We start from the raw sequence: 26660 nt of genomic DNA, 5'->3' as shown, positions 1-26660 counted from the left end.
TCCGGACAGCTCCCATGCTGGCGCCCTGGAGACCCGTTCGGACGACACCGGCCACCGCCACTGGCGCCACCTACCCTGAACCAGCCCCACCAGTGCGGCATGTTGCTCGCCCTCACCTGGCCTCCGGAGGCCTACCTGTGGTTCAAGACCCTCCACATCGTGGGAGTGGTGGTGTGGTTTGCCGGGCTGTTTTATCTGGTGCGGCTGTTCATCTACCACCAGGAAGCCGAGGCGTTTGAGCCGCCTCTGCGCCAGGCCTTCCACCACCAATACAGCTTGATGGAGCGCCGGCTGGCCAACATCATCACCACCCCGGGCATGGTTGTGGCGGTGGTCTGTGCCGTGGGACTGCTGCTGGTGAATCCCGCCTGGCTGCAGCAGGGCTGGATGCACGCCAAGCTGGGTTTTGTGGTGGCTCTGCTGGCTTATCACGGCTTCTGCTACAGGCTGATGGGGCAGCTGCAGCGGGAGGCCTGCCAGTGGAGCGGACGTCAGCTGCGTGCCCTCAATGAACTCCCCACCCTGCTGCTCGTGCTGGTGGTGATGCTGGTGGTGTTCAAGAACCAGTTCCCCACGGGAGCGGCCACCTGGTTCCTGGTGGCCCTGGTGGTGGCCATGGCGGCCTCGATCCAGTTCTATGCCCGCTGGCGGCGGCTCAGGGCTGAGCAGCTGGCCAGCGAGGTCTGATCGGGGCCATGGCGATGCGCTCCTGCAGCCTGAACCGATCGAGCCATCCCCTGGCGGCCGTGCTGGCCGGAGTGGAGGCCGGCAGCTGCCCCAGCCGGCTGAATTTCCACTGCCACACCACGTGCAGCGATGGCAGCCTGACTCCCCGAGGCCTGGCCGAGCAGGCCCTGGCCCTCGGCCTGGAGCACCTGGCTGTGACCGATCACCACGCCCTCGGCTCCTACCCGCTGGTGCTCGAGGCCTTTCAGGCGGCAGAAGCCTCCGGGGGCAAGGCCCCCACCCTCTGGCGGGGTACCGAGATCAGCTGCCTGCTGGAGGGTTGCCTGGTGCACGTGCTAGCTCTTGGCTTCGCCGGGCAGCACCCGAGCCTGGCGCCCTACCTGCTGGGCCAGGCCGTGGTGGGCTCTGAGCTGCGCGCCGCCGCCGTGGTGGAGGCGATCCATGCCGCGGGGGGCCTGGCCTTGCTGGCCCATCCGGCCCGCTACCGGCTGCCCTTCCAGCGGCTGATCGCCGCGGCGGCCGATCTCGGTTTCGATGGCGCCGAGGCCTGGTACGACTACGCCATGCAGCCCCACTGGCAGCCCACGCCCCTGGTCTGCGAGGCGATCGCCAGGGACCTGCGGGCCCGGGGCCTATTGATGAGTTGTGGTACGGATACCCATGGTCTGCACCTCCATGGCCGCTAGGGTTTGCTCACGCATACTCCTGGCAGTCAATGGGTCTGTTTGATCGCCTGTTTTCTTCCGGCTCCGACGCCAAGGGCGCCCCGGCCACCAAGCGCCAGTCCGCCAAGAAGACTGAGGCCATGTTCCTGGACGCTGACGCCTCCAGCAGCCTGGGCGACGTCAACCTGATGAAGCGCTCCAACACCATCCGCCACACCTTCCCCGGCAGCGCCGACAACCCTGGCAACAAGGAGATGGTGGTGGAGGTCTCCTCGATGGAGACCAAGCTCGACAGGATGTCCGAAGGCATGCCGGGCGGCGCCGCCCCTGATCAGCGGCTGAACCTCTCTGGAGGCGTGCCCACGCCGGTCAAGAAGACCTTCCCCCAGCAGATGTCCGCGGCCCAGCTGGACCAGCGCAAGAAGGGCTCCTCCGCAGGGGTGAATGTGCCCGGGGGGCCCGCTGCCATGAAGCAGGAGAAGGAAGAGGCCGCCGCCGCCAAGGCCGCCCAGCCCCAGATCACCCAGCAGCCCACCGGCAAGCCCGGCGCCATCGATCCCTTCCGCCAGATGGTCAAGGATCTCAACAGCTGAGTTCAGGCCCGCTCGATGCGCGCCTCGCTGCTCAGCACCAGCTGCCTGAGACCGGCCAGCTGGGTGTCGCTGGCGCCCTCCCACAGCCCGCGGTGGTGGGCTTCCAGCAGTCGTTCGCCCATGTCCCGCAGGGCCCAGGGGTTGTGCTGCTCCAGGAAGGCGCGCACCTCGGGATCGGCCAGCCAGTGCTCGCAGATCGCGCCATAGCCCCAGTCCGGCACCCGGCCTGTGCTGGCGTCATAGGCGAACAGGTAGTCGAGGCTGGCGGCCATCTCGAAGCCGCCCTTGTAGCCGTGCTGGCGCATGGCGTCGATCCAGCGGGGATTGAGCACCCGGCTGCGCAGCACCTTGTCGAACTCCTTCTCCAGCCGGTGCAGGCGGGGGCGTGAGCTGCGCGAGTGGTCGCCGAACCAGAGCGCCGGCGCCCGGCCCTGCAGGCCCTCGGCAGCGGCGCTGAGGCCCCCCTGGAACTGGTAGTAGTCATCGGAGTCCAGCAGGTCGTGCTCGCGGTTGTCCTGGTTGTGCAGCACCACCTGCACGGCCCGCAACCGTTGCTCGAGGCCACCCCGGTCCGGGCTGGCCGCCAGGCCAGCGCCTGGGGCCCCGCCTGATGCGCCGTCAGCGGCGCCGTAGCGCCAGCTGCTCCAGGCCAGGAAGGCCTCCCCCAGATCGGCCCGCTGCTCCCAGGCCCCGCTGTCGATCAGGCCCTGCAGGCCGGCGCCGTAGGCCCCCGGGGCGGAGCCGTACACCCGGGCGCTGTGGCCCTCGCGCCGGGCCGCTTCCGCCAGGGGGTTGGCGCTGCCGTCCTCCTCCAGGGCGGCCACCAGCGCCGTGGCCCGGTTGACCCAGGCCACCAGCTGGGGGAAGGCGTCGCGGAACAGGCCTGAGATGCGCAGGGTCACATCCACCCGGGGGCGCCCCAGCAGGGACAGAGGAATCACCTCCACATCCACCAGCCGCCGGCTGGGCCCGTCCCACACCGGCCGCACCCCGAGCAGGGCCAGAGCCTGGGCGATGTCCTCGCCGCCGTTGCGCATGGTGCTGGTGCCCCACACCGAAAGGGCGAGCTGGCGCAGGGGCTCCCCCTCGTCCTGGAGGTGCAGTTCGAGCAGCAGTTCTGCGCTGCGGCGGCCCAGGTCCCAGGCGGCCTCGGTGGGCAGGCCGCGCAGATCCACCGAGTAGAAATTGCGGCCGGTGGGCAGCAGGTCGGGCCGGCCGCGGGTGGGGGCGCCGGCCGGGCCCGCGGCGATGCGCTCGCCGGCGATGCCCCCCAGGAAGGCCTGCTTTTCCGCGTCGGCACAGGCCAGCAGACGGGGCAGAAGCTGCTGGCGCAGGTGCTGCAGGGTCGCCTGAGTGCTCTCACCGCTGACGAGGACCTCCACCGCTGGCTGGGGGATCTCCGGGCCACGGAGAAAAGGCTTGACTTGCTCTTGGCCCCGATGCCGCCGCTGCTCCTGGCAGTGACTATCCAGCTCCCGCTGGCAGAGCTCCAGGGCGTGCTCCTCCAGCCAGGCCACCGCATCGCCCACGCTTCTCAGGGCCGTGGCGTTGCCGGTACCGCAGCCCGGCAGGCGCTGGCGGTCGCCGGCGGGCAGCGGCAGCTCCTCGGGATCGGCCCAGGGATCGAGCTCCAGCCCCAGGTCCTTTGCCAGGGCCTGGGTGAGGCCCGCCACCCCCGCCTGGGGGGGCCTGGCCAGGCAGAGCAGCAGCTCCGCCAAGGGCGCCTCGGCGGGGAGCTGGCCGTAGGTGTGCAGCCCCAGGCGGATCTGGGCCTCCTTCAGCTCACACAGGTAGCCGTCCGCAGCCTCCAGCCTCGCCTCCAGCTCCCCGTCCCCCCGCCCATCCCCCGTCCCCAGGGGCAGCTCAAGGGTCCGCAGCCGCTCCAGCAGCGTGGCCCGCAGTGGTGCACGGCGGTCGCTGCCCAGCTGGCAGGCCTCCCAGTACTCATCCAGCAGCGCCTCCAGCTGCTGCAGCTCACCGTGCAGGCCGGCCCGGCCCAGGGGCGGGGTGAGGTGGTCGAGGATCACCGCCTGGCTGCGGCGTTTGGCCTGGGATCCCTCGCCGGGGTCGTTGACGATGAAGGGATAGAGGTGGGGCATCGGCCCCAGGGCCCACTCCGGGTAGCACTGATTCGAGAGGCCCAGGCCCTTGCCGGGCAGCCATTCCAGGTTGCCGTGCTTGCCCACATGCACCACCACATGGGCGCCGAAAAGCTCCCGCAACCAGAGGTACTGGGCCAGATAGGCGTGGGTGGGCGGCAGATCGGGGGAGTGGTAGCAGAGGCTCGGGTCGCGGTCGTAGCCGCGCTCGGGCTGGATCAGCACCACCACGTGGCCGAAGCGCAGCCCCCGGATCGGGAAGGCCAGCCGCCCGTTGCGGCCCCGCACCAGGCCGCCGTCCTGGCCGGGGGGCCCCCACACCGCCTCCAGCCGCTGGCGGCCCTCAGCCGGCAGCTCGTCATACCAGGCCTCGTAGTGCTCCAACGGCAACTGGTCGAGGGCGGGGCGGTGGCCGCTCTCGGCGTCGTTGGTGAGGCCTGCCAGCAGCTGCTGGATCAGGGCGTCGCCGTCCTCGGGCAGGGGGCCGTCACCGAGGCTGAGGCCTGCGTCCCGCAGCCAGCGCAGCATCAGGACGGTGGAGGCCGGCGTGTCCAGGCCTACGCCATTGGCCAGGCGGCTGTTGCGGGTGGGGTAGTTGGCCAGCACCAGGGCCACATGGCGCTGCTGGGGCGCGGTGCGACGCAGCGTCACCCAGCGGGCTGTGAGGGCGGCGATCCAGTCGAGCCGTTCCGGGTCCGGGTGGTAGCCCTGCAGGGCTGATGCCAGCCGCTCACTGGCCCGGCGCGTCTGCTTGAAGGCCCCCACCCGGGTGGTGATGCGGCCGTCCAGCTCCGGCAGGGCCACCTGCAGGGTGAGATCGGTGGGGGACAGGCCGATGCTGCTGGCCTGCCATTCCTGGCGCGGCCGGCTGCTGCAGAGCAGCTGCAGCACCGGCACGGCCAGGGCCTCCCACAGCGGCGCCCCCAGGCTGGCCTCCTCGAACTGCACCGAGGCGAAGGAGGTGCTGCACAGCACGGCCTCCACCGCCTCGCGGCCCAGCAGATCGGCCACTCCGCGCTGCACGGCCGCTTCGCGCAGACCGCTCACCCACAGAGCCCTGGGGCAGAGGCCCTGGCGCCGCAGGGCCGCCAGGCAGCTCTCCATGAGCTCGAGATCGCCTGCCTGCAGCAGGGCGCGGTAGGCGATCACCCCCACCCGCGGCCCACTCTCCTGGCGCCAGTCGTGGGGCATGGGGTCCGGCAGCGGTTGCCGCACCGGGGGGGGTGGCACCTGCCCCCGAACGAGCGCGCCGAGGGCGCCCAGCACCAGCCGCACGTTGGCCGCTCCGCCCTCGCGCAGGCAGCGCCCCAGGGCCAGGGCCAGCTCCGGATCCACCGTGCCGCAGCTGGCCAGCGCCTGCTCGTCCTCCGCTGTGCCAGCCAGCACCACCAGCTGCCGGCGAGCCTGGCCGCTGGGCCCCTGACTGCCCGGGACCAGGCTCCCCTCCGCCCAGAGCCCCAGCTGGTCGAGCCCGTAGCTCCAATGGCCCCGCCCACCCAGCAGGCGCACCACCACCACCCGGGCGTGGCGGACGGTGCTGGAGAGGTAGTGATCGATCACGGCCGGGTGGGCCAGGGCCGCCAGATTCAGGCCCCGCAGCTCGGACCCCACCAGTCCTGGCTCAGCGGCCAGCACCCGCTCGATGCTGACCAGATCGGTGTCGGCACTGGTGAGCAGCAGCACCGGGGCCGCGGGCTGCTCCACGTAGGCGCCAGCATCAGCCTGTTCCGATCCCCCCGGTTGCGCTGCCAGCCTGTGCATGCCCCCATCCTGCTGGCTGCGGTGAGAAGATCGGGGCACCCAGGCCCTATCCGCAGCCCGCGCACCCATGCATCAGTTCCTGCCCTATGCCTGGTTCGATGGCAAGGTTGTGCGCTTCGAAGACGCCACGATCTCGGTGGCCACCCACGCCCTGCACTACGGCACGGGCGCCTTCGGCGGCATGCGCGCCCTGCCCAATCCCGCCGACCCCAGGGAGATCCTGCTGTTCCGGGCTGATCGCCACGCCCGGCGGCTGAGCCAGAGCGCGCGGCTGCTGCTCACCGACCTGCCGGAGGCCACGATTCATGAGGCCATCGTGGCCTTCTTGAAGGCTAATCAGCCTACCTGCCCGGTGTATCTGCGTCCCTTCGTTTACACCAGCGACCTCGGCATCGCTCCGCGCCTGCATAACATCGAAACCAACTTCCTGATCTACGGGCTCGAGTTGGGCGACTACCTCTCGCCGGAGGGGGTGAGCTGCCGCATCAGCTCCTGGACCCGTCAGGAGGATCGCTCCCTGCCCCTGCGCGGCAAGATCAGTGGGGCCTACATCACCAGTTCCCTGGCCAAGACCGAGGCCGTGCAGAGTGGTTTTGACGAGGCCATCCTGATGAACAGCCGCGGCAAGGTGAGTGAGGCCAGCGGCATGAACCTCTTTCTCGTGCGTGATGGCCAGCTGATCACCCCAGGGGTGGATCAGGACATCCTCGAGGGCATCACCCGCGCCAGCGTGATCGAACTGGCCCGCTCCATGGGGCTGGAGGTGATCGAGCGCGGCGTGGACAAGAGCGAGCTGTTCATTGCCGAGGAGGTGTTCCTGAGCGGCACCGCCGCCAAGGTGACGCCGGTGCGGCGGGTGGAAACCACCGACCTGCCCTCTGAGCGCCCGGTGATGGAGCGTCTGCGCGAGCGGCTGGTGGCGATCACGGAAGGCCGCGATCCCGCCTATGAGCACTGGGTGACGCGCCTTCGCCTCGACAGCTGAAGCCCCAGCCATCACCCCGACGCCATGACCCCAGCTCTGTCATCGAGCCCGTCCGCCTCGGCCCCCTCGGCCGGCTCAAAGCCCCAGCGCCTGGGCTTCCTCGAGCGCCTGCACGCTCCCGAGCGGCCGGTGCTGGTGTTCGACGGCGCCACGGGCACCTCGCTGCAGCAGATGGACCTCACGGCCGAGGACTTCGGCGGTGCCGCCCTGGAGGGCTGCAACGAGTATCTGGTGCTGACGCGTCCCGATGCGGTGCAGGCCGTGCACCGGCAGTTCCTGGAGGTGGGCGCCGATGTGATCGAAACCGACACCTTTGGGGCCACCTCCCTGGTGCTGGCCGAATACGACATCGCCGACCAGGCCTTTGCGCTGAACAAGCGCGCCGCCGAACTGGCCCGCGAGGTGGCCGACGCCTACAGCACCGCCGACAAGCCCCGCTTCGTGGCCGGCTCCATGGGCCCCACCACCAAGCTGCCCACCCTGGGCCATGTGGACTTCGACGCCATGAAGGCCTCCTTCGCCGAGCAGGCCGAGGGATTGCTGGCCGGCGATGTGGATCTCTTCATCGTGGAGACCTGCCAGGACGTGCTGCAGATCAAGGCCGCCCTGCAGGGCATCGAGGTGGCCTTCGAGCGCACCGGTGAGCGCCGGCCACTGATGGTGAGCGTCACCATGGAAACCACTGGCACCATGCTGGTGGGCTCCGACATCGCCGCTGTGGTGGCGATCCTGGAGCCGTTCCCGATCGATGTGCTGGGCCTCAACTGCGCCACCGGGCCGGAGCAGATGAAGGAGCACATCCGCTACCTCAGCGCCCACAGTCCCTTCGTGGTGAGCTGCATCCCGAACGCGGGCCTGCCGGAGAACGTGGGCGGCGTGGCCCACTACCGGCTGACGCCGGTGGAGATGACGATGCAGCTGATGCACTTCGTCGAAGATCTGGGCGTGCAGGTGATCGGCGGCTGCTGCGGCACCACCCCGGCCCACATCGGCGCCCTCACGGAGATGGCGGCCAGCCTCAGGCCGGCGCCGCGGGCCGTGCGCACCCCCGAAACCCGCCACGCGCGGCCGCTGCTGCAGGTGGAGCCGGCGGCGGCCTCGATCTACGGCACCACGCCTTATCACCAGGACAATTCCTTCCTGATCATCGGCGAACGCCTCAATGCCAGCGGCAGCAAGAAGGTGCGTGAGCTGCTGGCCGATGAGGACTGGGACGGCCTGGTGGCCGTGGCACGGGGTCAGGTAAAGGAGAACGCCCACGTGCTCGACGTGAACGTGGACTATGTGGGCCGCGATGGCGTGCGCGACATGCACGACCTGGTGAGCCGTCTGGTGACCAATGTGAACCTGCCGCTGATGCTCGATTCCACCGAGTGGCAGAAGATGGAGGCGGGCCTGAAGGTGGCCGGTGGTAAATGCATCCTCAACTCCACCAACTACGAAGACGGCGATGAACGCTTCTTCAAGGTGCTTGAACTGGCCCGACAGTACGGGGCCGGTGTGGTGGTGGGCACGATCGATGAGGAGGGCATGGCCCGCACGGCGCAGCGCAAGTTCGCGATCGCCCAGCGGGCTTATCGGGATGCTGTTGAATTCGGAATTCCAGCCCACGAGATCTTCTACGACACCCTGGCCTTGCCCATCTCCACGGGCATCGAGGAAGACCGGGCCAATGCCATGGCCACGGTGGAGTCGATCCGGATGATCCGCGACAATCTGCCGGGTGTGCACGTGGTGCTCGGCGTCAGCAATGTGAGCTTTGGCCTCTCACCAGCTTCCCGCATTGTGTTGAACTCGGTGTTCCTCCACGAGTGCTGTCAGGCGGGAATGGATGCGGCCATCGTGAGCCCGGCCAAGATCCTGCCGCTGGTCAGGATCAGTGAGGAGCACCAGCAGGTGTGCCGTGATCTGATCTACGACAACCGCCGCTTCGACAGCGATCAGCCGGGGGCCATCTGCACCTACGACCCCCTCACAGAGCTCACCACACTGTTTGAAGGAGTCAGCGCCAAGGAGGCCCGTGCCTCAGGCCCCTCCCTGGCTGATCTGCCGGTGGAAGAGCGGCTCAAGCAGCACATCATCGATGGCGAGCGCATCGGGCTGGAGGGCTCGCTTGAAGAGGCCCTGCAGCGTTACCCGGCCCTGCACATCGTCAACACCTTTCTGCTCGATGGCATGAAGGTGGTGGGCGAGCTGTTCGGCTCCGGACAGATGCAACTGCCGTTTGTGCTGCAGAGCGCCGAAACCATGAAAGCTGCCGTGGCCACCCTGGAGCCCCACATGGAGCGGCTCGAGGGCGAGAGCTCCAGCAAGGGCAAGTTTCTGATCGCCACCGTGAAGGGCGATGTGCACGACATCGGCAAGAATCTCGTTGATATCATCCTCACAAACAATGGCTACGAAGTGATCAATCTGGGTATCAAGCAGAGCTGTGATGCCATCATCGAAGCCCAGCAGAAGCACCAGGCCGACTGCATCGCCATGAGTGGCCTGCTGGTGAAGTCCACCGCCTTCATGAAGGACAATCTGGCGGCCTTCAATGAGGTGGGCATCACCGCCCCGGTGATTCTCGGCGGCGCGGCGCTGACGCCCCGCTTCGTGCACGGCGACTGCCGCTCCACCTACGCGGGCCAAGTGGTGTACGGCCGTGATGCCTTTGCCGATCTGCGCTTCATGGACGCCCTGATGGAGGCGAAGGCGGCTGAGGCCTGGGACGACCACCAGGGGTTTCTCAACGGCACCCCGGAGGGCGTGGGCCTCAGTGATGGCCCCGCAGCGGAGGCCGTCGCCAGCCCCGGCCCCGGGCCAGAGGACGGGGAGGAGGCAGGCGCCGAGACGGCTCCGCCCGAAGCCGCTCAGAAAGCCCAGGCCGGCCCCAACGATCACCGCTCCGACAACGTGTCGGAGGAGCCGGCGCTGGAGCCACCGTTCTGGGGCAGCCGCGTGCTCAGCGAGGCCGAGATCCCCCTGCACGAGGTGTTCGCCTATCTCGATCGCAACGCCCTCTTTGCCGGCCAGTGGCAGCTGCGCAAGACCCAGCAGCAGAGCCGCGAGGATTACGAGGCCATGTTGGTCGCCAAGGCGGAGCCGGTGCTGCAGCAGTGGCAGCAGCGCTGCCTCGAGGAGCAGCTGCTCACTCCCCGGGTGGCCTATGGCTACTTCCCCTGCGGCCGCGAGGGCAATGCCGTGCTGCTGTTCGACCCCGAGAACCCCGGCCGGCAGCTGGGGCGTTTCGCGCTGCCTCGCCAGCGTGGCGGCAACCGCTACTGCATCGCCGACTTCTACCGCGATCTGGCCAGCGGCCCCGCAGGCGAGCTTGTGGCCACCGACGTGATGCCGATGCAGGCGGTGACCATGGGCGAGCGGGCCAGCCAGTTTGCCCGGGAGCTGTTCGCGGCCGATCACTACACCGACTACCTCTACTTCCACGGCCTGGGTGTGCAGATGGCCGAGGCGCTCGCGGAGTGGCTCCACGCTCGCATCCGCCGGGAGCTGGGCTTCGCGGCCCAGGAGCCCAAGGCGCTGCGCGACGTGCTGGCCCAGCGCTACCGGGGCAGCCGCTACTCCTTCGGCTACCCGGCCTGCCCGAACGTGGCTGACTCGCGCCAGCAACTGGAGTGGCTCGGCGCCGAGCGCATCGGGCTGAGCATGGACGAGAGCGACCAGCTGGAGCCCGAGCAGAGCACCACGGCCTTGGTGGCCCTGCACAGCAAAGCCCGCTACTTCAGTGCCTGAAGGCCTGCCAGCCGGCAGCTGGAGGACCCTTAGCCTGGGGCCTCCTCCCTGGAGTTGTCATGGCGATTGCCGGTCCTGATGGTGTCGATGCCGCCATCCAGGCGGGAGTGGACCTGGACGGTTCACCCATCCCCGCAGGCATGCTCAGCCTCTACACCGAGGTGATGGAGCTCGAAAGCCGCCGGGCCCGCAGCGGCGTGACCAAATCGATGCGCAACCGGGTGGTCAAGACCGGCTCCAAGCATCTGGACCAGGCCAGCCTGGACGCCCGCCTCAAGGCGGCCGGTTGGGAGGGGCTCAAGGCCAAGGAGATCGCCTTCTTCTACGCCTGATCACAACAGCCGGCGAGGCTGAGCGCCGGTGCTGGGCTCCGGCCTCAGCTGCACATCTCCTCGAGGCTGTCGATCACCTCCTGCTGGAACTCCTCCAGGTCGGAGGAGTCGCTGAGGTCGAGGCCCTCCCCAGCAGCGTTCTGGGTGAGCTCCTGGAAGTGGAACGCCCCCTCGCCATGGGCCAGGAACTCCATGGCAGACGGTTCACCACTTTCTTTGTAGGCATCGCAGAGGGCCAGGAAGGCCGCATCTTCGGTGAATTCCCAGCTCATGTAGGGGGGCGCACAGAACGACGGTTGGATCGCGCTCTCCGACCTTTAACGCCTCCCCCCCGGAATCCGTCAACCATCTGGCCGAACTTTGCCGAGATGGCGGGCAGTCCGTCACATTCGCCAGACTGGCCAGCAGAGTCTGTTTGGACCACGTGACCCAGACCAGTGCCAGGCCGGTGGCCGACCAGAACGTGCTCGGGGATCCCCTGGAGCTGTGCAGCTGTGAGCCGATGACCGGCTGGTTCCGCGACGGCAACTGCCGCACCAACGGCGCCGACCTGGGCCGCCATACCGTTTGTTGTGTGGTCAACGAGGCCTTTCTCAGCTACAGCCGGGCCCAGGGCAATGACCTCAGCACTCCGGCGCCGCAGTACGGCTTCCCCGGCCTGCGCCCCGGCGACCACTGGTGCGTCTGCGCACCGCGCTGGCTGGAGGCCTACGAGGACGGCATGGCCCCACCAGTACGGCTCCAGGCCACCGAGGCCAGCACCCTGGAGGTGATTCCCCTGGAGGTGCTGCGCCAGAACGCCGCCTGAGCTGGCCCCAGCCGTCCTCGCTACCAGGGGATCGGCGTTCCGTCCCAGGCCCAGAAACGGCCGCTCTGCTCCGGTCCGAGCCCCTCGAGCACATCGAGCAGGTGACCAGCAGCCCGTTCGGGGCTGAACAGCTGACCGGGGGGCACGTTGGCCTGAAAGGGCCCGGAGAGGGCCGTGGCGGTGGTGCCGGGGTGCAGCAGGCTGACGCAGCCGAGGGGGAGGCGCCGACGCCATTCCAGCGCCAGGGTGCGCAACAGCTGGTTCTGGGCTGCCTTGGCCGCCCGGTAGCCATACCAGCCCCCCAGGCCGTTGTCGCCGATGCTGCCCACCCGGGCGGACAGGCTGGCCAGATGAAACGGCTCCTGCCTCGGCAGGAAAGGCTCGATCGTCTGGGCCAGCAGGATCGGGGCGAAGGCGTTCACGGCGAAGCTTCGCTCCAGGGCCTTGCGGCTCAGCTGGGCCAGCCGCTTCTCGGGCTGCAGCTCGGCGTCGTGCAGCAGCCCGGTGCTGTTGAGCACGAGCCGCAGGGGAGGCCCCTGGGCCAGGTTCTGGCTCAGCTGCTGCAGGCTGTGATCGCTGGTCACATCCACCGGCAGCCAGCCCACGGCAGGCCCAGCCTGCCTGAAGTCGCGCCGGGACGCCCCCAGCAACTCCAGGCAAGGGGCGCGGCGGGCCAGCTCCCGCAGCAGGGCCTGGCCGATGCCGCCGCAGCCCACCACCAGGGCCCGACCATGCCAGGAGTGGAAGACGGATTCGGCGGCGGCCATGGCGGCAGAGGGGAAGGCGGGCCGGGGGGATCCTCCCGGGGCCCATGGTGCCAACCTTGACGGTTCCATCGCTGCGTTGCCCCATGCCCCTTCGCATCGCCGTGCTCGGCCGCGGAGCCTGGGGCCAGACCCTGGCCGAGCTGTGGCAGCAACAGGGCCACAGTCTCAGCAACTGGTCCCGGCGTGATGGTGTGACCCCCGCCGGCGTGCTGCCGGGGGCAGACCTGGTGGTGGCGGCCGTGGCGATGGCCGGCATCGACGCCCTGGCCCGGCGGCTCGGCCCCCACTGGCCCTCAGGCACGCCGCTGCTGAGCTGCACCAAGGGCCTCGACCTGGACCTCCTGGCCACCCCGAGCCAGCTCTGGCGCCGCCAGCTCGGCCCGGTGCCCCTGCTGGTGCTGAGCGGCCCCAACCTGGCAGCGGAACTGCGTCAGGGCCTGCCCGCAGCCGCCGTACTCGCCAGCGACGATCTGCCCCTGGCCCAGCGGTTGCAGGCCGCGCTCAGCAGCAGCACCCTGCGCCTGTACACGAATCCCGATCCGATCGGCACCGAAGTGGCGGGGGCACTCAAGAACGTGATCGCTGTGGCGGCCGGCGTCGCCGACGGCCTCGCCCTGGGAGCCAACGCCCGGGCGGCCCTGCTGACGCGAGGCCTGGCCGAGATCGGCGTGGTGCTCGCCGGTCTCGGCGGCCAGCCCGCCACGCTCTATGGCCTTGCCGGCCTCGGCGATCTGATGGCCACGGCCAGCAGCGATCTCAGTCGGAACTACCGCAGTGGCCGGCTGCTCTCGGAGGGGCTGGCCCCGGCGGAAGTGGAGCGCAGCATCGGTGCCACGGTGGAGGGCCTGCGCACGGCGCGGGCGGCCCTGGTGCTGGCGCAGCGCCATGGCTGGCAGCTGCCGATCACGGCCCAGGTGGTGGCCCTGCTGGATGGCCGCTGCAGTCCGTTGCAGGCGGCCCAGGCGTTGATGCAGCGGCAGCTGCGTCCCGAGGCCCAGGGGCTGCTGCAGCCCCAGCCCCAGGCGCAAGCGCAGCCATGAAGCTTGCCGCGGTGCTGGTGGAGGCCTTTGCCTCGGGGCCCTGCAGCGGCAACGGCGCGGCTGTGGTGCTGGTCAATCAGCCCCTGCCGGACAGCTGCCTGCAGGGGCTGGCCCGCAGCCTCAACCAATCGGAGACCGCCTTCCTCTGGAAGTACGAGCAGAACTGGCAGCTCCGCTGGTTCACGCCCACCTGTGAGGTGGCCCTCTGCGGCCATGCCACCTTGGCGGCGCTGCTCGCCCTGGGGCACTGGGGGCTGGTGGTGCCAGGCTCGACGCTGCGCTTCCACAGCCGCAGCGGCCCCCTGGAGGCCAGGCTGCTCGCCAGCCCTGCAACGACGGCGGCCGGCCTCGGCGCCGGTTGGATCGTACTGCCCAGCAGTGGCCTGGTGCCTGCCCCGCTGCCCCAGGACCTGGGCGCCCTGGTGAGCGCCTGGCTGGGCTGCGGTGCCGAGGGCTACTGGACCTCACCCCTGGGCTACACGGTGGTGCTGCTGCCGGCCTCCGCCCCCCTGGCCTCGGCCGCTCTGCCGGCCAGCGCCGTTCCGTCCGGCCAACGCCAGGGGCTCGTGCTGATGCAGCCGATCGCTGCTGCGGGGCCGCCGGCGCCGGCGGTGCTCGACGAGACCTGCCGCTACCAGTTGCGTTTTCTGGCGCCGGGGCTCGGCATCGATGAAGATCCCGTGACGGGCTCAGCCCACGCGCTGGTGGCTCCCTGGTGGCTGCAGCAGCTGGGGCTGGCCAAGGTGGCGGGCTGGCAGTGTTCCCCCAGGCCCGGTGGGATGGTGTGCGAAGACGCGTTTTCAGGCATGATCCGCTTGAGCGGATCGGGGCATCTCCTGTGGGACGGACACGTGCATCTCGGCCCTGGAGACGGCTGGCCTGGCCCCTGGGGCTGAGGCTGAACAGCCCCTTCACCCGTCAGATGCTGGTGGCCACGCCCCTGGCCGTCGTGGCCGTGGCCACGGGCTTTGCCGCCCAGACCCTGGCGCCCCAGTCCTATGGCAGCGTTCAGGGTGAGCTGCTCGACACGCTGATGGCCGTGCCGCCGCCGGCCCAGGATACGGAGGCGGCCGCCGACCAGCTACGCAGCCTTGAAGCCCGGAGGGTTGAGTCATTGACACGTCCCGAAGCTCCTTCTTTGGGTCTGGCAGAGCCTGCAGCCACGGCACCGGTCGACCTCGAGATCCGCGTGGCCCTATTGCGGGCCGGCACCAGCCCCAGCCTTTCGGCCAGGGGGCCCTGGCAGTTGGTCAGCCGCGACGGGGTCGTGCTCCAGCAGGGGGGCGCCGGCGGGATGGTTCGTCTCTCCGGTGTGCTGCAGGCCGTGTCTGAAGCCTGGTTCCAGACCAGCGGTGATGCCTTGTTGGTGAACGGCCAGCCCTATGCCGGCCGCATCCGGCTGATCCAGCAGGAAGGCCAGCTGCGGCTGGTGAACCACCTCCCCCTCGAGACCTACATCACCTCGGTGGTGGGGGCGGAGATGCCCAGCAGCTGGTCGCCCGAGGCCCTGCGCGCCCAGGCGGTGGCGGCCCGCTCCTATGCCCTGGCCCACATGGCCAGGCCCGCTGATCGGCACTGGCACCTGGGCGACACCACCCGCTGGCAGGCCTACCGGGGCATGGCCAGTGTCAGCGAGCCGACCCGCCAGGCCACGGCCTCCACCGCAGGGCTGATCCTGAGCTACCAGGGCGCGATCGTGGAGAGCCTCTATGCCGCCAACCGGCAGATCACCCTGGAAGCCCACGGCCATCTCGGCGCCAGCATGAGCCAGCACGGCGCCCAGGATCTCGCCAAGCAGGGTTACCTCTACAACCAGATCCTCGGCCACTACTACCAGGGGGCCTCCCTGGCGCGTCTGAAGGCCGGTGCGGGTTGAACGGCTCTGGAAAGCGGCGCTGGAGATCTCCCAGGCCGCCAGGGCCAGTGGTGATCTGGTGCCCCTGCGCACGGCGGTGGTGGCCCGGCCCGAGCTGCAGCCCTTCGTGCTGCGCCGGCTGCTGAGCGCCACCCCCAAGCACCTGCGCCGGGAGGGGCCCCGTCCCAACCCGTTCCTGCCCTGGGATCGGGCGCTGGAGGTGGAGCGACTGGGCCACAGCCACGTGCTTCTGCTCAACAAGTTCCCTGTTCAGCCCGGCCACCTGCTGGTGATCACCCAGCACTGGGCCCCCCAGGCGGGCTGGATCGCCCTGGCTGATTGGCAGGCGGTGGCTTACCTGGCCGCGGATACAGCGGGCTTCTGGTTCTTCAACAGCTGCGCCGCCGCGGGCGCCAGCCAACCCCATCGCCATCTGCAGCTGCTGCCCCGCCACGCTGACGAAGCCAGTTGCCCCTTGGTGGAGGCGTTCCGCAGCCAGCTCCGCCAGCAGAGCCCGCCCTGGCCCTGGCGCTACCGGCTCAGCCCCCGCCAGTGTCCCCACGATCCTTCGGAGTTGGAGGCGCTCTACCGGCGCCATGCCGAAGAGCTGGGCCTGGGTGACCCCCAGCGGGACCCCAAACCACGCCATCCCTACAACCTGCTCTTCGATGATGAGTGGTTTCTGACGGTGCGGCGGGAGCAGGAGCACTGCGCCGGCTACAGCGTCAATGGGCTGGGCTTCGCCGGCTATCTGCTGGCCACGAAGCGCTCCGATCTCGACTGGCTGCTGGGCCACGGCCCCTGGGAGCTGCTGCGGCGGGTGGCGACGCCGCTCTGAGGCGCTGGGCCTCAGATTCAGTGGTTTCACGGTTGTCAGGTCGCCGGGGGATGGGCGTCGCTGGAAACAAGGCAGCCCCACGGGGTTGCTCTCAGCCACTGCTTCGATGGCACCCTTCTATGACGACCTCTACATCCACCTTTCCCAACGGCCCCGCTGGCCTCGCACCAGCCCGCCAAGTCCGCTCCAACCGTCCAGCCTCTCCCAAGGACAGCACCACCGGGATCGCGGCCCGCAACCGCCGGGTGGAGCAGTACAGGGCCCTGGTGAGGCCCATTGCCCTGCACTACCACCTCCGCTCCCCTGAGCCCCTCGATGATCTGATTCAGGTGGGGCTGATGGGCCTGTTGCGGGCTGCGGAGCTCTACCGGCCCGCCATGGCCACGCCCTTTGAGGCCTTTGCCCGGCCCCACATTCGTGGGGCCCTGCTTCACTACCTCCGCGATGTGGCCCTGCCGATCCGGCTGCCGCGGCGCCTTGATGAACAGCGCCAGCAGCTCTCCAGACTGCGGGGCCAGTGGGTTGTCCGTCACCACCGGCCAGCCACCGATGAGGAGCTGCGCCACCAGCTGGGTCTGAGCCTGGAGCGCTGGCAGCAGCTGATGGCGGCCGAGCGGCTGGTGCGTCTGCCGTCACTGGAGGCGCTGCAGTTGGACCAGGACCATGGCATCGACTGCCGCGACGATGGCGAGGCCGTTCGGGCCAGCGCCGACGACGAGGCCCCATCAGCCCTGCTGGCACGGTTGGAGGAGCCCCTGAGGCTGGTGGTGGAAAAGGTGATCCTGGGCGGGTGGAGCTACAGGCGAACGGCAGCCGCTCTGCAGGTCAGCCCCATGACCGTGCAACGCCGGCTGCGTAAGGGGCTTGCCGAGCTGCGCCACTGGTTGCTCAGCCCTGAGGCTCAGCGGCATCCCGCTGCATCTGCTGTTCCAGGGTGCTGATCGCCGCGCTCACCGCCGCCAGCTGGCGCTCGATCCCATCGCGCCAGAACCGCAGCATGCGCAGCTTGCGCTCCTGGTGGCGGCGGAGACCATCGTCGGCGGCCTCACCAAGGCCACAGCAACCGAAGGGGGGAAACATGGGATTGGAGTCGTAGACCAAGGTTCTAGCGATGAGAGGGCCCGCCTGAGAGCGGGTCGCTGATGGAGTCTCCAGTAAGGTGTTCTCGGTTCCTGCGCTCCGGTGCAGCTCCGTGGACGACCTCACCTCGTCCTCGAGTGCCTGACGGCTCCCTGTGCGGCTTCCGCTCTGAGACGGAATCAGCCGCAGCACCCACCTGACCAGGCTCACCGCATCACAGCACTCACCCCCCTTAGACGATTGAGATCGTTGGTTGCTCCCTGGCTGTTGCCCAATCCAGGCGGCCTCTGTCGCGTGGCCCTGGTGGTGGCTGTCGCCACAGTTGGCGTGCCGTCCCAGCCCGCCTACGCGGCCGTGGCCCTGATGGCCGGGCAGCGGGCCAAGGCGCTCAATGGCACCTTCAACGCCGTTCCAGTGCTGCACTCCAATCAGCCCGAGGAGGTGGAGGGTCCGGGGATCCTGATCACCACCGAGCCCGGCATCAGCTATGCGGCTGAAAACGGCGCAGCCCTGAAGAATGCCGAGTTCACCTTCAACGGTGATTTCGGGGTGCACATGCATCACAAGTATTTTCCTGATTACCGCAAACAAATCCGCCCCGGTGAGCGCCGCACTGAACTCACCCTGGGCCTCATCCTGATCAACCCGGGCCAACGGTCGGTACAGATCAATTTTGATCGTGGCTCTGTGCGCAACAGCTTCCAGGCCCCCTATCTCGCCAACAACCTGATGGGAGTCAAACCCCTTGGGGTTCGGCCCTGGAATACCGGCCCCGGAGACGCCACAGCGGTGCAGATGTTGCGCGGCAATCTTGACCGAAACCTCAGTGAGGCGATCACCATCCCTCCCCGCAGCCGTGTGGTGCTGTTCCGCACCCAGCTCCCCGCCCTGGGGATTGCCAATGCCCTGCTGCGGGGACACAGCAATGGACCTTTCCAGATGGCCGTGGTTGCTGCCAGTAATCCGTTCAGCGATGCTGACATGGTGAGGGTTCTCGATCAGCGACGGCTGGCGCCAGGCCGGGTCTACCTCAACCAGATCGCGGCGATCAAGAACCGGCGCGTGTTCTCCCGGGTGGGCGGTGTCGCCCTGGGCGACGAATACCAAGCCTCAATAAAGCATGACCTGAGCCGGGAAGGCCCCCTGCATGTGCCCCTCACCAGCACTGATCGTCACCACTTCGGCACCAGGGACGTGCAGGTGAATCAGCTGGCCACCCGCATGATTGATTCTTCGCTGGACAACGTGGGCACCTACGGGGTTCGCTTCGATGTGGATCTCGACCTGCGGGGCTCCGGTCCCTACGAGCTGGTGCTGAGTCATCCCTACCTGCCGGGTGTGAACACCTTCACCGCCTTCCGTGGATCGATCCAGATCCGCACGCCGGAAGGCCTGCAGGAAGTGCATGTGGGCATGCGCTCCGGTGAGAGCCTCTCCCTGGCCACGCTCAACCTGCCCGGGGGGGCCTACCCGGTGCGCGTCAGCCTCGTCTACCCGGCGGATGCCACCCCAGGTCACCTGCTGAGCGTGGTGCCGATCAGCCAGCTCGCCATGGTGCAGGCCCGCCATCAGGCCCAGGCAGCGGCGACCCAGGCCACACCTGCCCCCAGGCCTGCGGCCCCCGCACCCCGCCAGGCCGTCCCGCCTGCCAGGCCGGCCGCCCCGCCTCGCGCGGCCAATCCACCGGCCGGGCTGGTGATCCCACCCCCCCAAGCAGCGAGACCCGCCCCTCGGGTCACCCGCCCAGCCGGTGCTGCTGGGACAGGGGGGCAGGCCGCCGCGAGGGTGAATCCAGCCCTGCTTGATCGCTATCAGGACGCTCTCGATGCCCAGCGGCGCATCATGCGCGAGCTGATGCAGCGGTGAGCTCGCTCCTGGGCTCGGGGCGGCATGGCTGACAGCGACCCCAGGGACTTCAAGCAGATCGGCCTCCGTCTCACAGCTGAGCTGGTGCAGAGGATTGATGCCCTGAAAGGGGAATTGGGCTGCCGCAGTCGCGGCGCGGTGGTGGAGCGTCTGCTGCACAACCTTCTGGGCCCCGAGGGGGATGGAGACGATCCCTATGGTCCGCTGTCCCTGGAGCCCCAGCAGTTGGAGCTTGGGGCAGACGTTCCGGGGCCAGCGCCCTCATCAGCTGGCCAGCCAGCGGACCACCGATCCCCGCCGCAGCAGCTCCGGCCCGAGGCGGGTGTGGTGCCTCCTGCTGCGGTGGACCAGCCCTTCCAGAGCGAGCGCACCTTGAGCCTGGCCCAACCGCCTGCACCGCAGCAAGGTTTGTCCTCTCCCAAGCCAAAGGAGGATGGCGATTTCGATGAGTGTGGCGCCCTTGTGTTGCTGGCGGGCAACCGGCCTGGGGAACTGCTGGTAGACCCCCTCTCGGAGCTCTCACGTGGTGGCCAACCCCCGGCGGAGGATGGTGTCCAGCCTGAATCCGGTGGCCCAGGCTCCCGCCGGACGACGCGCGGGATCGATCTACCGGGCTTCGTGCAGCGGCGCAGCGACCACCTGCGCCGAAGCCTCGATCCCCAGACCAGGGAGAGGCACAACCAGCTGGAGCCGATGCCCCAGGTCCCGAGCGACCGCCTCAACCTGGCCCTGGCCAGGGCAGATCAGCACTGGCAGGAGCTCTATGACCAGCCCGCCCAGGCGCCGGTGCTCGAGGCCGCCATGCTGTGGATGGCTCAGGACATCTGGCCCCAGAGCGACCAGAGCGAGGGGCGCCTGTTCACCTGGTCCCTGGGCAGCGCGGTGATGCGCCTGGTGGCTCCCTCCTGGCCTGAGGGGCCGGCCAGTTTCGCCAGGGTGATGGTGATGGCCGGCGTGCTGGAGGACCCGTTCAGCAGTGCCACCCTCGAACTGCGCATCCCCACCCTGATCCGTCGCTTCGTGCACCGGTTCCGCCAGCGCCGCAGCGGCACCTCGTTTCAGAGCCTGGAGCACACCATGACCTTGCTGGGGGCCCTGAAGCTGCTGGAGCTGCCCACCGATCCCGGCGCACGCCTCACTCTGCCCCAGATCCGGGAGGCCTACCGCGAGATGGCCCTGGCCCACCACCCGGACGCCGGTGGCTCGGAAGACCTGATGCGTCGCCTGAACGAGGCCTATCAACTGCTCAAAGAGCTCTACCGCACCCGCTGATGCCACGGCTGTGAGCAGTCAACAGGCCGACGATTCGTCTGCCAGCAAGTCTCTCTAGGCGCAGACGCGTCTTGTCACTGGTCCGACCCCGAGACCTAGACGGGATTCCTGCATTCCCATTTGAGCTCCTGGGCGTCCCGAGGAGCCCTCCGCATGGGCTCAGGGAAGAGCCCCTGTTGAGCCGCCGTCCCCAGGGGGAAGCCGCGGTTGGGCCTCAGCCATGGGCGAAGCCATCGAGGGGCACTAAGTCGTCTCATCTGTACAGGCCAGGACCCATTCCTGGCCTCGAAATAGGACTACTCCAAGACGAGTCAGACCGTGATTTTTCAGTGATTTCACTTGTGGCTCCTATGGGCTCTTTCGGCTGGGCACCAGGCCAGAGGGCTTCTGAGCCATGAGCTCTTGCCTCGCGCACTGCCTGTCCTGCTTCCTGTTCCCGTGGTCTGGGCCGGCGGCTCGAGGAGAGCTCGGATCAGTGGCCCCTGAGGGCTCTGATGTCTGTCCAACCAGGCCAGTCAAGGCTGTCCAGTAACGGGAAACGAACGCATTGCTGCTTTCTACTACTTGCTTTTAGAGACCTGCGTACCTGTGTCTACAGCAGGTACGCAGGTCAATGCCGCTGCTGATCTCGAAAGCGATCCGACCTGGTGAGCCCGATCTGCAAGCGAGGCCAAGAGATCCCACCTGAGTCCATCTATTAGACCCTACTAGAGACCAGAATGAGACCACTGGACTGTTCATCGAGCTTGCGTTGCGGTTCATCCTGCTGGAGCCCGCCTGGAGGAAGTGTCCTGCTTGAGCCATGGGCCCTGGCGAGCCCCATCCGCCAGTACCCCGATGCCATCCAAGGTCGCCTGGTGTGTGGGTGGCTCGGCGCCGGAGTCCAGGTTCTGAGGCTGCAAACGCCCTGCCTGCCAGATCTCGATCCCCGGCGAGCTGGATCTGGTTCGCGCCCGTGGTTGAACCACCTATCCCGTCTGTGTCCCATTACGGGTCTAGCTAAGAGTCATATCCAGGATGTGTGAGCTTTGTGCTGCATGTCCGACCTCCTCCCCTGGCAGGGCGAACGGTGCCCAGCAGAAAGCCCCATGGCCTGCAGGGCTGCGCGGACCATGGGGCTGTGGATTGGTGGCCTGGTGAAAAGCCAGAACCTGCGGTGCGTCAGGTGGGGGTCTGCATCCCCTGGATCAGGTAGTCGAAGTAGGGACCGGCGAGGGCGGCCTGGTCGGTGGACAGCAGGGAGAGGGCGGCATCCTTCATGGTCCGCATCGCCTCGACCATGCCTGGCATCGGTACGCCGAGGCTGTTGTACATCTCGCGAGCTCCCACCAGGCCGATCTGCTGGATCAGTTCGGTGCTACCGGCCAGCACTCCATAGGTGACCAGTCGCAGGTACCAGCTGTAGTCGCGCAGGCACTGGGCCCGCTGCTTCTGGCCGTAGGCATTGCCGCCGGGGGCCACGTACTCGGGTTTGCGGCCGAACAGCTGTTTGGCGGCTTCGTCAACGATCTTCTTCTCGTTGTCGGTGAGGGAACGCACCACAGCCAGGCGCCGCGCGCCGCCGCTGAGGTAGTCCACCATCGAGCGCAGCTCGCCGCCGCTTGGATAGCGAAGCTGGTCGTCTGCCTGAAGGATCAGATCCCGAACGACGCTCATTGCAGCGACCAGATGCAGGCGTCACTGTATCGACTCCGGCGCGCCAAGCCGACATCAGCACTCAAGGTGTAACGCCCCTTTGCACGGCCTAGGGTCGAGCCTGGTCACGGGCGCACTGATGGGTCAAAGGGTGGATCTCCGGGTGGATGGTCTCACCCATGACGGCCAGGGCGTGGGCCGGGTGGATGGCATGGCCTGTTTTGTGGCCGGCGCCCTGCCCGGCGAGACGGTGGCTGCCCAGCTGGTGCACCGGGCCAAGCGCCACTGGATCGCTGAGCTGGTGGGCGTGATCGAGCCATCCCCCGAGCGTCGCCAGCCCCCCTGCATCCTGGCCCAGCGCTGTGGCGGCTGCAGCCTGCAGCACCTGGAGGATGGGGCTGAACTGGCCTGGAAAGGCAGCAGGGTGCAGCAGGCCCTGGAACGCCTGGGGGGGCTGCAGACCAGCGTGGCTCCTGCTGTGGCCGCACCGGCCAGCCTGGGCTACCGCAACCGGGCGATCATCCCGCTGGAACGCCGGGATGACGGCCTGGTGCGGGCGGGCTACTACCGCCGCGGCACCCACCGGATCGTGAACATGAACCACTGCCCGGTGCTCGATCCGCGGCTCGATGGCCTGATCGCTCCGCTCAAGGCCGATCTCAGCGACGCCGGTTGGCCGGTGGACCGGGAACTGGAGGCCGATGGCGGTCTGCGCCATCTGGCCCTGCGGCTGGGGCATCACACCGGCGAACTGCTGCTCACCCTGGTGAGCAGCCACGCTGAGCTGGATCAGCTGCCCCGCTGGGCGGACCGCTGGCTGAAGCGCTGGCCGGAGCTGGTGGGGGTGACGCTCAACCTGCAGCCCCTGGCCACCAACACCCTGCTGGGCCCCTGCACGGAGCTGGTGGCGGGCCGCAGCTGGCTGGTGGAGCGCTTTGCCGGCCTGGAGCTGCGCATCGCTTCCGACACCTTCTTTCAGGTGAACACCCCCCAGGCCGAACGGGTGGTGCCCCTGCTGCAGAACGCCCTGGCCAGCCAGCCGCCCGGCCTGCTGATCGACGCCTACTGCGGCATCGGCACCTTCGGCCTGCCGTTGGCGCGCTGCGGCTGGCGCGTCCATGGGCTGGAGCGCAATCCCGAGGCGGTGCGGCTGGCCGAGCACAATGCGGCGGCCAATCGCCTTGAGGCCGTGGCGAGCTTTGAGGCGGGGGCCGTGGCTGAGCTGCTGCCCGCCTGGCTGGAGCGCTGCCAGGCGGTGTTTCTCGATCCTCCCCGCAAGGGGCTGGAGCCGACTGTGCTGGAGGCCTTGCGCAACCGGCCTCCCGCCACCCTCCTCTACCTCAGCTGCGATCCGGCGACCCTGGCCCGGGACCTGGCGCTGCTGTTGGACGGTGAGGTGTTCTCACTCGATCAGCTGCAACCGCTGGATTTCTTTCCCCAGACGAGCCACGTGGAAACCCTGGCCGTGCTGCGCCGATCCGATGCCCAGCCAGCCGCCCACGGCTGAGGGCGCCGGCTTGGTCGCTCAGCTGCGCAGCTGGGCCCCGAGCTGGGTTTCCAGGGCCTGGCGGATCCTGGCGTGGGCCTTCTCCACTTCGGAGTCGGTGAGGGTGCGGCCGGCTTCCCGGTAGCGCAGCCGGAAGGCCTGGCTGCACTGGTCTGCCCCCAGCTGGGCGCCCTGGTAGCGATCCACCAGCTCCACCTGCTCCAGCAGCGGTTTGCCCGCCTTGCGAATCACCTGCAGCAGGGCGGCCGCCCGGGTGGCTACCGGCACCACGAGGGCGAGGTCCCGCTCCGCCGCCGGCACGGTGGCAAAGGGGCGGAACGCCGGCTGCCAGCGGTTGGCGCGGGTGGCGGCGGCGAGCAGGGGGGCCAGTTCGAGCTGGAACAGGTGACAGCCCTGGGGCAAATCCAGCCGGTCCGCCTCGGCGGGATGGAGCTGGCCGAACCAACCCGCCGGCCGACCCTCCAGCACGATCTGGGCCGCCCGGCCCGGGTGCAGCAGGGCCTCGTCCGTGAGGGGGCGGTCTTCGGTGCTGAGGCCCAGGGCCGCGAGCCCCTGTTGCAGGATCCCGCGGGCGCGGAAGTAGTCGGGTGGGCAAGGCTTGCCGCTGCTGGTCCAACGCTCCGAGCGGCGCTCCCCGCAGATCACCCCGGCCAGCAGCTGGCGCTGATCGCCGTCTGCCGTGAACACCGCGCCGATTTCAAAGCCCCAGAAGCCCTGCTGCGCGCTCTGCAGATTGCGCAGCGCCGCCGCCAGCAGCTCACCGTGCATGCTGTCGCGCAGATGGCCGTAGTCGGCCAGAAGGGGGTTGGCCAGCGGCAGACGGCCCGGTGCTTCGGCCACCAGGGAGAAGCTGCACAGCTCCTGCAGGCCGGCGCCACAGAGGGCGCGGCGCAGGCGCCGCTCCGCCTGCTGGGCCGGCTCCAGCCCGCCCGGCTCCATTGGGTCGGGCAGGTGGCTGGCGAACTGGTCGTAGCCCACCAGCCGCGCCACCTCCTCGATCAGGTCCACCTCCCGCTGCAGATCGATCGCCCGGGAGGGGGGCACCTGCACGGTCCAGCCCTCGTCGTCGGGCTCCAGGCTGCAGCCCAGGGCGGCCAGGGTCGCCTCGATGCGGCTGTCCTCCAGATCCTGCGGCTGCCCCTCCACGAGCACCGGGCCCAGCAGGTTGTGCAGGGCATCGCGGCGCAGGTGCAGGGGAGCTGCCGGGCTCAGGGGCCGCTGCTGCAGCCAGCGCTGCTCGACCCGGGCGCCGCAGAGCTGCTGGAACAGCTGACAGGCCCGGTCGCTGGCGGCCAGGGTGGCCTCCAGGGGCAGGCCCTTCTCAAAGCGGCTGCTGGCCTCCGTACGCAGGCCCACACTGCGGGCCGAGCGGCGCACGTCCTGGGCGGCAAACACCGCGGCTTCCAGCCAGATGGCGGTTGTGTCGGGCGCGACGGCTTCGGCGGCGCCGCCCATCAGGCCGGCCAGGGCGATCGGCTGGTCGGCATAGGTCACCACCAGGGCCTCGTCACTCAGCTGGCGGCTCTCGCCATCCAGGGCTGTGAACGGCTCCTGATCCGTGGCCTGGCGCAGACCCAGCAGGGCCGGATCGGGCTGGCCGCCGCTGAGGGCAGCCACGCGGTCGCGGTCAAAGGCATGCAGGGGCTGGCCCGTTTCCAGCATCACCAGATTGGTGATGTCCACCACGTTGTTGATCGGCCGGATGCCGGCCTTGTGTAGGCGGCGCTGCAGCCACGCTGGCGACTCCGCCACCTGCAGGCCTGTGAGGGCTGTGAGGCTGAACAGTCCGCCGCGCTCCATCACCTGCCTGCTGGCAGGGCTCACTGGCAGGGGCGCAGAAGCGCAGGCCTGGCGGGGCACATCCAGGCAGGTCTGGAGCCCCAGCAGCGCCGCCACCTCGCGCGCCATGCCCTGCATCGCCAGCCCGTCTGGGCGGTTGGCGGTGATCGCCAGCTCCAGCACCACGTCGTCGAGCCCCAGGCACGGACCGACCGGGCTGCCCAGCGCCGGCAGCTCAGCCACCAGCTCCTCAAGCACGGCAATGCCGCCCGAACTGCCTTCGAGCCCCAGCTCACTGAGGGAACAGATCATGCCGCTGCTGGCCACACCGCGCAGCTCAGCCGGCTTGATCGTGAGGTTCACCGCCGGCAGCGTGGTGCCCACCAGGGCCACCGGCACGTGGATGCCGGCGCGCACGTTGGCGGCCCCGCAGACGATCTGCAGCGCCTCGCCGCCGCCCACGTCCACCCGGCAGACACTCAGCTTGTCGGCGTCGGGATGGGGATCGCGCGCCTGCACCAGGCCCACCACCACGCCGGCGGCGCGTTCGGCGAGGTTCTCGATCGCCTCCACCTCGAAGCCGGCCACGGAGAGCCGCTCCGCCAAGGCCTCAGGCGCCGGCCAGCTGAATCGGCCGGACTCCGGGATGCGGACCAGCTCCTTCAGCCACTGGAGCGATACCCGCATGGTTCCCGTTCTGCGTCAGCCAGGGGCGGATCCTAGGGAGCCACGGGCGGCTGGCCCCCGCTGACTGGCGGAAGCCGGGGGGGGAGTGGGGCGGGAAGGTAAAGTCCATCCTTGTCCCCTTCGCATCGCACACGCGGCGCAACGTCCTTCATGGCTAAGAACAAGGGCGTCCGGATCGTGATCACTCTCGAGTGCACCGAATGCCGGTCCAACCCCGCCAAGCGGTCTCCTGGTGTCTCCCGTTACACCACGGAGAAAAACCGCCGTAACACCACCGAACGCATGGAGCTGAAGAAGTTCTGCCCCCATTGCAACAAGTCGACGGTTCACAAGGAAATCAAGTGAACCCGACCACCTGAGCCGCGCGCTGGTCGTGGCCTGGTGACGCAACGGCCTTGCCTGTCTTCTTCCCCCTCTCCCTTCGTTCTCTCCCATGGCCAGTTCATTTTTCAAGAAGCGTCTATCGCCGATCAAGCCCGGTGATCCGATCGACTACAAGGACGTCGATCTGCTCAAGAAGTTCATCACCGAGCGCGGCAAGATCCTTCCCCGCCGCCTCACCGGCCTCACCGCCAAGCAGCAGCGTGACCTCACCAACGCCGTCAAGCGGGCCCGCATCGTGGCGCTGCTGCCGTTCGTGAACCCCGAAGGCTGAGCATCCCCTGGCCC

At 68.9% G+C, this 26660-nt stretch carries 23 protein-coding genes; 17 read left to right on the top strand and 6 right to left on the bottom strand.

Annotated features, from left to right (window positions below; genetic code table 11):
• Positions 1–99 precede the first annotated feature (99 nt).
• From hemJ to ACWJIO_RS02345, 3 genes are read left to right on the top strand one after another with little or no spacing between them, the layout of a single operon-like run.
• The gene (gene hemJ / locus ACWJIO_RS02355; protein WP_480311133.1) at positions 100–687 is read left to right on the top strand and encodes a protoporphyrinogen oxidase HemJ; all 588 of its coding nucleotides are present in this window, start codon (positions 100–102) and stop codon (positions 685–687) included.
• Positions 688–695: 8 nt separating this feature from the next.
• Positions 696–1373 (top strand): PHP domain-containing protein, encoded by a 678-nt coding sequence (locus tag ACWJIO_RS02350; protein WP_480311132.1) that lies wholly within the window; start codon positions 696–698, stop codon positions 1371–1373.
• Positions 1374–1402: 29 nt separating this feature from the next.
• Positions 1403–1945 (top strand): hypothetical protein, encoded by a 543-nt coding sequence (locus ACWJIO_RS02345; protein WP_480311131.1) that lies wholly within the window; start codon positions 1403–1405, stop codon positions 1943–1945.
• Positions 1946–1947: 2 nt separating this feature from the next.
• On the opposite strand, the gene cobN is transcribed toward ACWJIO_RS02345, so the two are convergent.
• Positions 1948–5805 (bottom strand): cobaltochelatase subunit CobN, encoded by a 3858-nt coding sequence (gene cobN, locus ACWJIO_RS02340; RefSeq protein ID WP_480311508.1) that lies wholly within the window; start codon positions 5803–5805, stop codon positions 1948–1950.
• 67 nt (positions 5806–5872) lie between these two features.
• Between cobN and ACWJIO_RS02335 the strand changes: the two genes are divergently transcribed.
• The 3 genes from ACWJIO_RS02335 to ACWJIO_RS02325 are packed head-to-tail and all read left to right on the top strand — an operon-like array spanning position 5873 to position 10857.
• The gene (locus ACWJIO_RS02335) at positions 5873–6790 is read left to right on the top strand and encodes a branched-chain amino acid transaminase (protein WP_480311129.1); all 918 of its coding nucleotides are present in this window, start codon (positions 5873–5875) and stop codon (positions 6788–6790) included.
• A gap of 24 nt (positions 6791–6814) precedes the next feature.
• Positions 6815–10525, top strand: a complete 3711-nt coding sequence (gene metH / locus ACWJIO_RS02330; RefSeq protein ID WP_480311128.1) for a methionine synthase — start codon at positions 6815–6817, stop codon at positions 10523–10525.
• A gap of 59 nt (positions 10526–10584) precedes the next feature.
• Complete coding sequence (locus ACWJIO_RS02325) at positions 10585–10857, top strand: small RNA NsiR4-regulated ssr1528 family protein (RefSeq protein WP_193814099.1); 273 nt, start codon at positions 10585–10587, stop codon at positions 10855–10857.
• Between the two features lie 44 nt (positions 10858–10901).
• On the opposite strand, the gene ACWJIO_RS02320 is transcribed toward ACWJIO_RS02325, so the two are convergent.
• On the bottom strand, positions 10902–11129 hold the full coding sequence (locus ACWJIO_RS02320) for a hypothetical protein (RefSeq protein WP_193814100.1): 228 nt from the start codon (positions 11127–11129) through the stop codon (positions 10902–10904).
• Between the two features lie 143 nt (positions 11130–11272).
• On the opposite strand from ACWJIO_RS02320, the gene ACWJIO_RS02315 reads away from it, so the two are divergent.
• Positions 11273–11665, top strand: a complete 393-nt coding sequence (locus ACWJIO_RS02315) for a DUF2237 family protein (protein ID WP_480311127.1) — start codon at positions 11273–11275, stop codon at positions 11663–11665.
• Between the two features lie 20 nt (positions 11666–11685).
• Here the strand turns inward: ACWJIO_RS02315 and ACWJIO_RS02310 are convergent, their stop codons facing one another.
• The gene (locus tag ACWJIO_RS02310) at positions 11686–12432 is read right to left on the bottom strand and encodes an SDR family NAD(P)-dependent oxidoreductase (protein WP_480311126.1); all 747 of its coding nucleotides are present in this window, start codon (positions 12430–12432) and stop codon (positions 11686–11688) included.
• Positions 12433–12515: 83 nt separating this feature from the next.
• Here ACWJIO_RS02310 and ACWJIO_RS02305 point away from each other — a divergent pair, with 83 nt between their 5' ends.
• The 5 genes from ACWJIO_RS02305 to ACWJIO_RS02285 all read left to right on the top strand — a co-directional run bounded on the left by ACWJIO_RS02305 (position 12516) and on the right by ACWJIO_RS02285 (position 17106).
• Positions 12516–13472, top strand: a complete 957-nt coding sequence (locus tag ACWJIO_RS02305) for an NAD(P)H-dependent glycerol-3-phosphate dehydrogenase (RefSeq protein ID WP_480311125.1) — start codon at positions 12516–12518, stop codon at positions 13470–13472.
• Entirely contained in the window at positions 13469–14368 is a 900-nt protein-coding gene (locus tag ACWJIO_RS02300) for a PhzF family phenazine biosynthesis protein (RefSeq protein ID WP_480311124.1), read from the top strand. The genes ACWJIO_RS02305 and ACWJIO_RS02300 overlap by 4 nt, the downstream gene beginning before the upstream one ends.
• A 26-nt stretch (positions 14369–14394) precedes the next feature.
• A complete protein-coding gene (locus ACWJIO_RS02295) occupies positions 14395–15348 on the top strand; it encodes a SpoIID/LytB domain-containing protein (protein ID WP_480311123.1) in 954 nt (317 codons plus the stop codon).
• The gene (locus tag ACWJIO_RS02290) at positions 15338–16165 is read left to right on the top strand and encodes an ATP adenylyltransferase family protein (protein WP_480311122.1); all 828 of its coding nucleotides are present in this window, start codon (positions 15338–15340) and stop codon (positions 16163–16165) included. The genes ACWJIO_RS02295 and ACWJIO_RS02290 overlap by 11 nt, the downstream gene beginning before the upstream one ends.
• Positions 16166–16284: 119 nt before the next feature.
• Entirely contained in the window at positions 16285–17106 is an 822-nt protein-coding gene (locus ACWJIO_RS02285; RefSeq protein WP_480311121.1) for a sigma-70 family RNA polymerase sigma factor, read from the top strand.
• Here the strand turns inward: ACWJIO_RS02285 and ACWJIO_RS02280 are convergent.
• Positions 17054–17245, bottom strand: coding sequence for a sigma factor SigF (locus tag ACWJIO_RS02280; RefSeq protein WP_480311119.1), 192 nt, complete (start codon positions 17243–17245; stop codon positions 17054–17056). The two genes, ACWJIO_RS02285 and ACWJIO_RS02280, sit on opposite strands and share 53 nt — an antisense overlap.
• A 363-nt stretch (positions 17246–17608) precedes the next feature.
• On the opposite strand from ACWJIO_RS02280, the gene ACWJIO_RS02275 reads away from it, so the two are divergent.
• Both ACWJIO_RS02275 and ACWJIO_RS02270 read left to right on the top strand, forming a co-directional pair.
• On the top strand, positions 17609–19111 hold the full coding sequence (locus ACWJIO_RS02275; protein WP_480311507.1) for a DUF3370 family protein: 1503 nt from the start codon (positions 17609–17611) through the stop codon (positions 19109–19111).
• Between the two features lie 24 nt (positions 19112–19135).
• Positions 19136–20383 (top strand): molecular chaperone DnaJ, encoded by a 1248-nt coding sequence (locus ACWJIO_RS02270; RefSeq protein ID WP_480311118.1) that lies wholly within the window; start codon positions 19136–19138, stop codon positions 20381–20383.
• 1161 nt (positions 20384–21544) lie between these two features.
• Here the strand turns inward: ACWJIO_RS02270 and ACWJIO_RS02265 are convergent.
• Positions 21545–22039, bottom strand: coding sequence for an allophycocyanin (locus tag ACWJIO_RS02265; protein WP_480311117.1), 495 nt, complete (start codon positions 22037–22039; stop codon positions 21545–21547).
• Between the two features lie 130 nt (positions 22040–22169).
• Here ACWJIO_RS02265 and rlmD point away from each other — a divergent pair, with 130 nt between their 5' ends.
• On the top strand, positions 22170–23525 hold the full coding sequence (gene rlmD / locus ACWJIO_RS02260) for a 23S rRNA (uracil(1939)-C(5))-methyltransferase RlmD (protein WP_480311115.1): 1356 nt from the start codon (positions 22170–22172) through the stop codon (positions 23523–23525).
• 18 nt (positions 23526–23543) lie between these two features.
• Here the strand turns inward: rlmD and pheT are convergent, their stop codons facing one another.
• The gene (gene pheT / locus ACWJIO_RS02255; RefSeq protein WP_480311114.1) at positions 23544–25991 is read right to left on the bottom strand and encodes a phenylalanine--tRNA ligase subunit beta; all 2448 of its coding nucleotides are present in this window, start codon (positions 25989–25991) and stop codon (positions 23544–23546) included.
• 150 nt (positions 25992–26141) lie between these two features.
• Between pheT and rpmG the strand changes: the two genes are divergently transcribed.
• Together rpmG and rpsR are read left to right on the top strand one after the other, a co-directional pair.
• Positions 26142–26336, top strand: a complete 195-nt coding sequence (rpmG, locus tag ACWJIO_RS02250; protein WP_186699712.1) for a 50S ribosomal protein L33 — start codon at positions 26142–26144, stop codon at positions 26334–26336.
• 88 nt (positions 26337–26424) lie between these two features.
• A complete protein-coding gene (rpsR, locus tag ACWJIO_RS02245; RefSeq protein WP_010308434.1) occupies positions 26425–26646 on the top strand; it encodes a 30S ribosomal protein S18 in 222 nt (73 codons plus the stop codon).
• Positions 26647–26660: the final 14 nt, after the last annotated feature.

It is taken from the genome of Paraciimarium castrense LEGE 11436, assembly GCF_056633055.1.
Note: the sequence above shows the minus strand (reverse complement) of the source record. Positions and strands in the feature narration are given on the sequence as shown.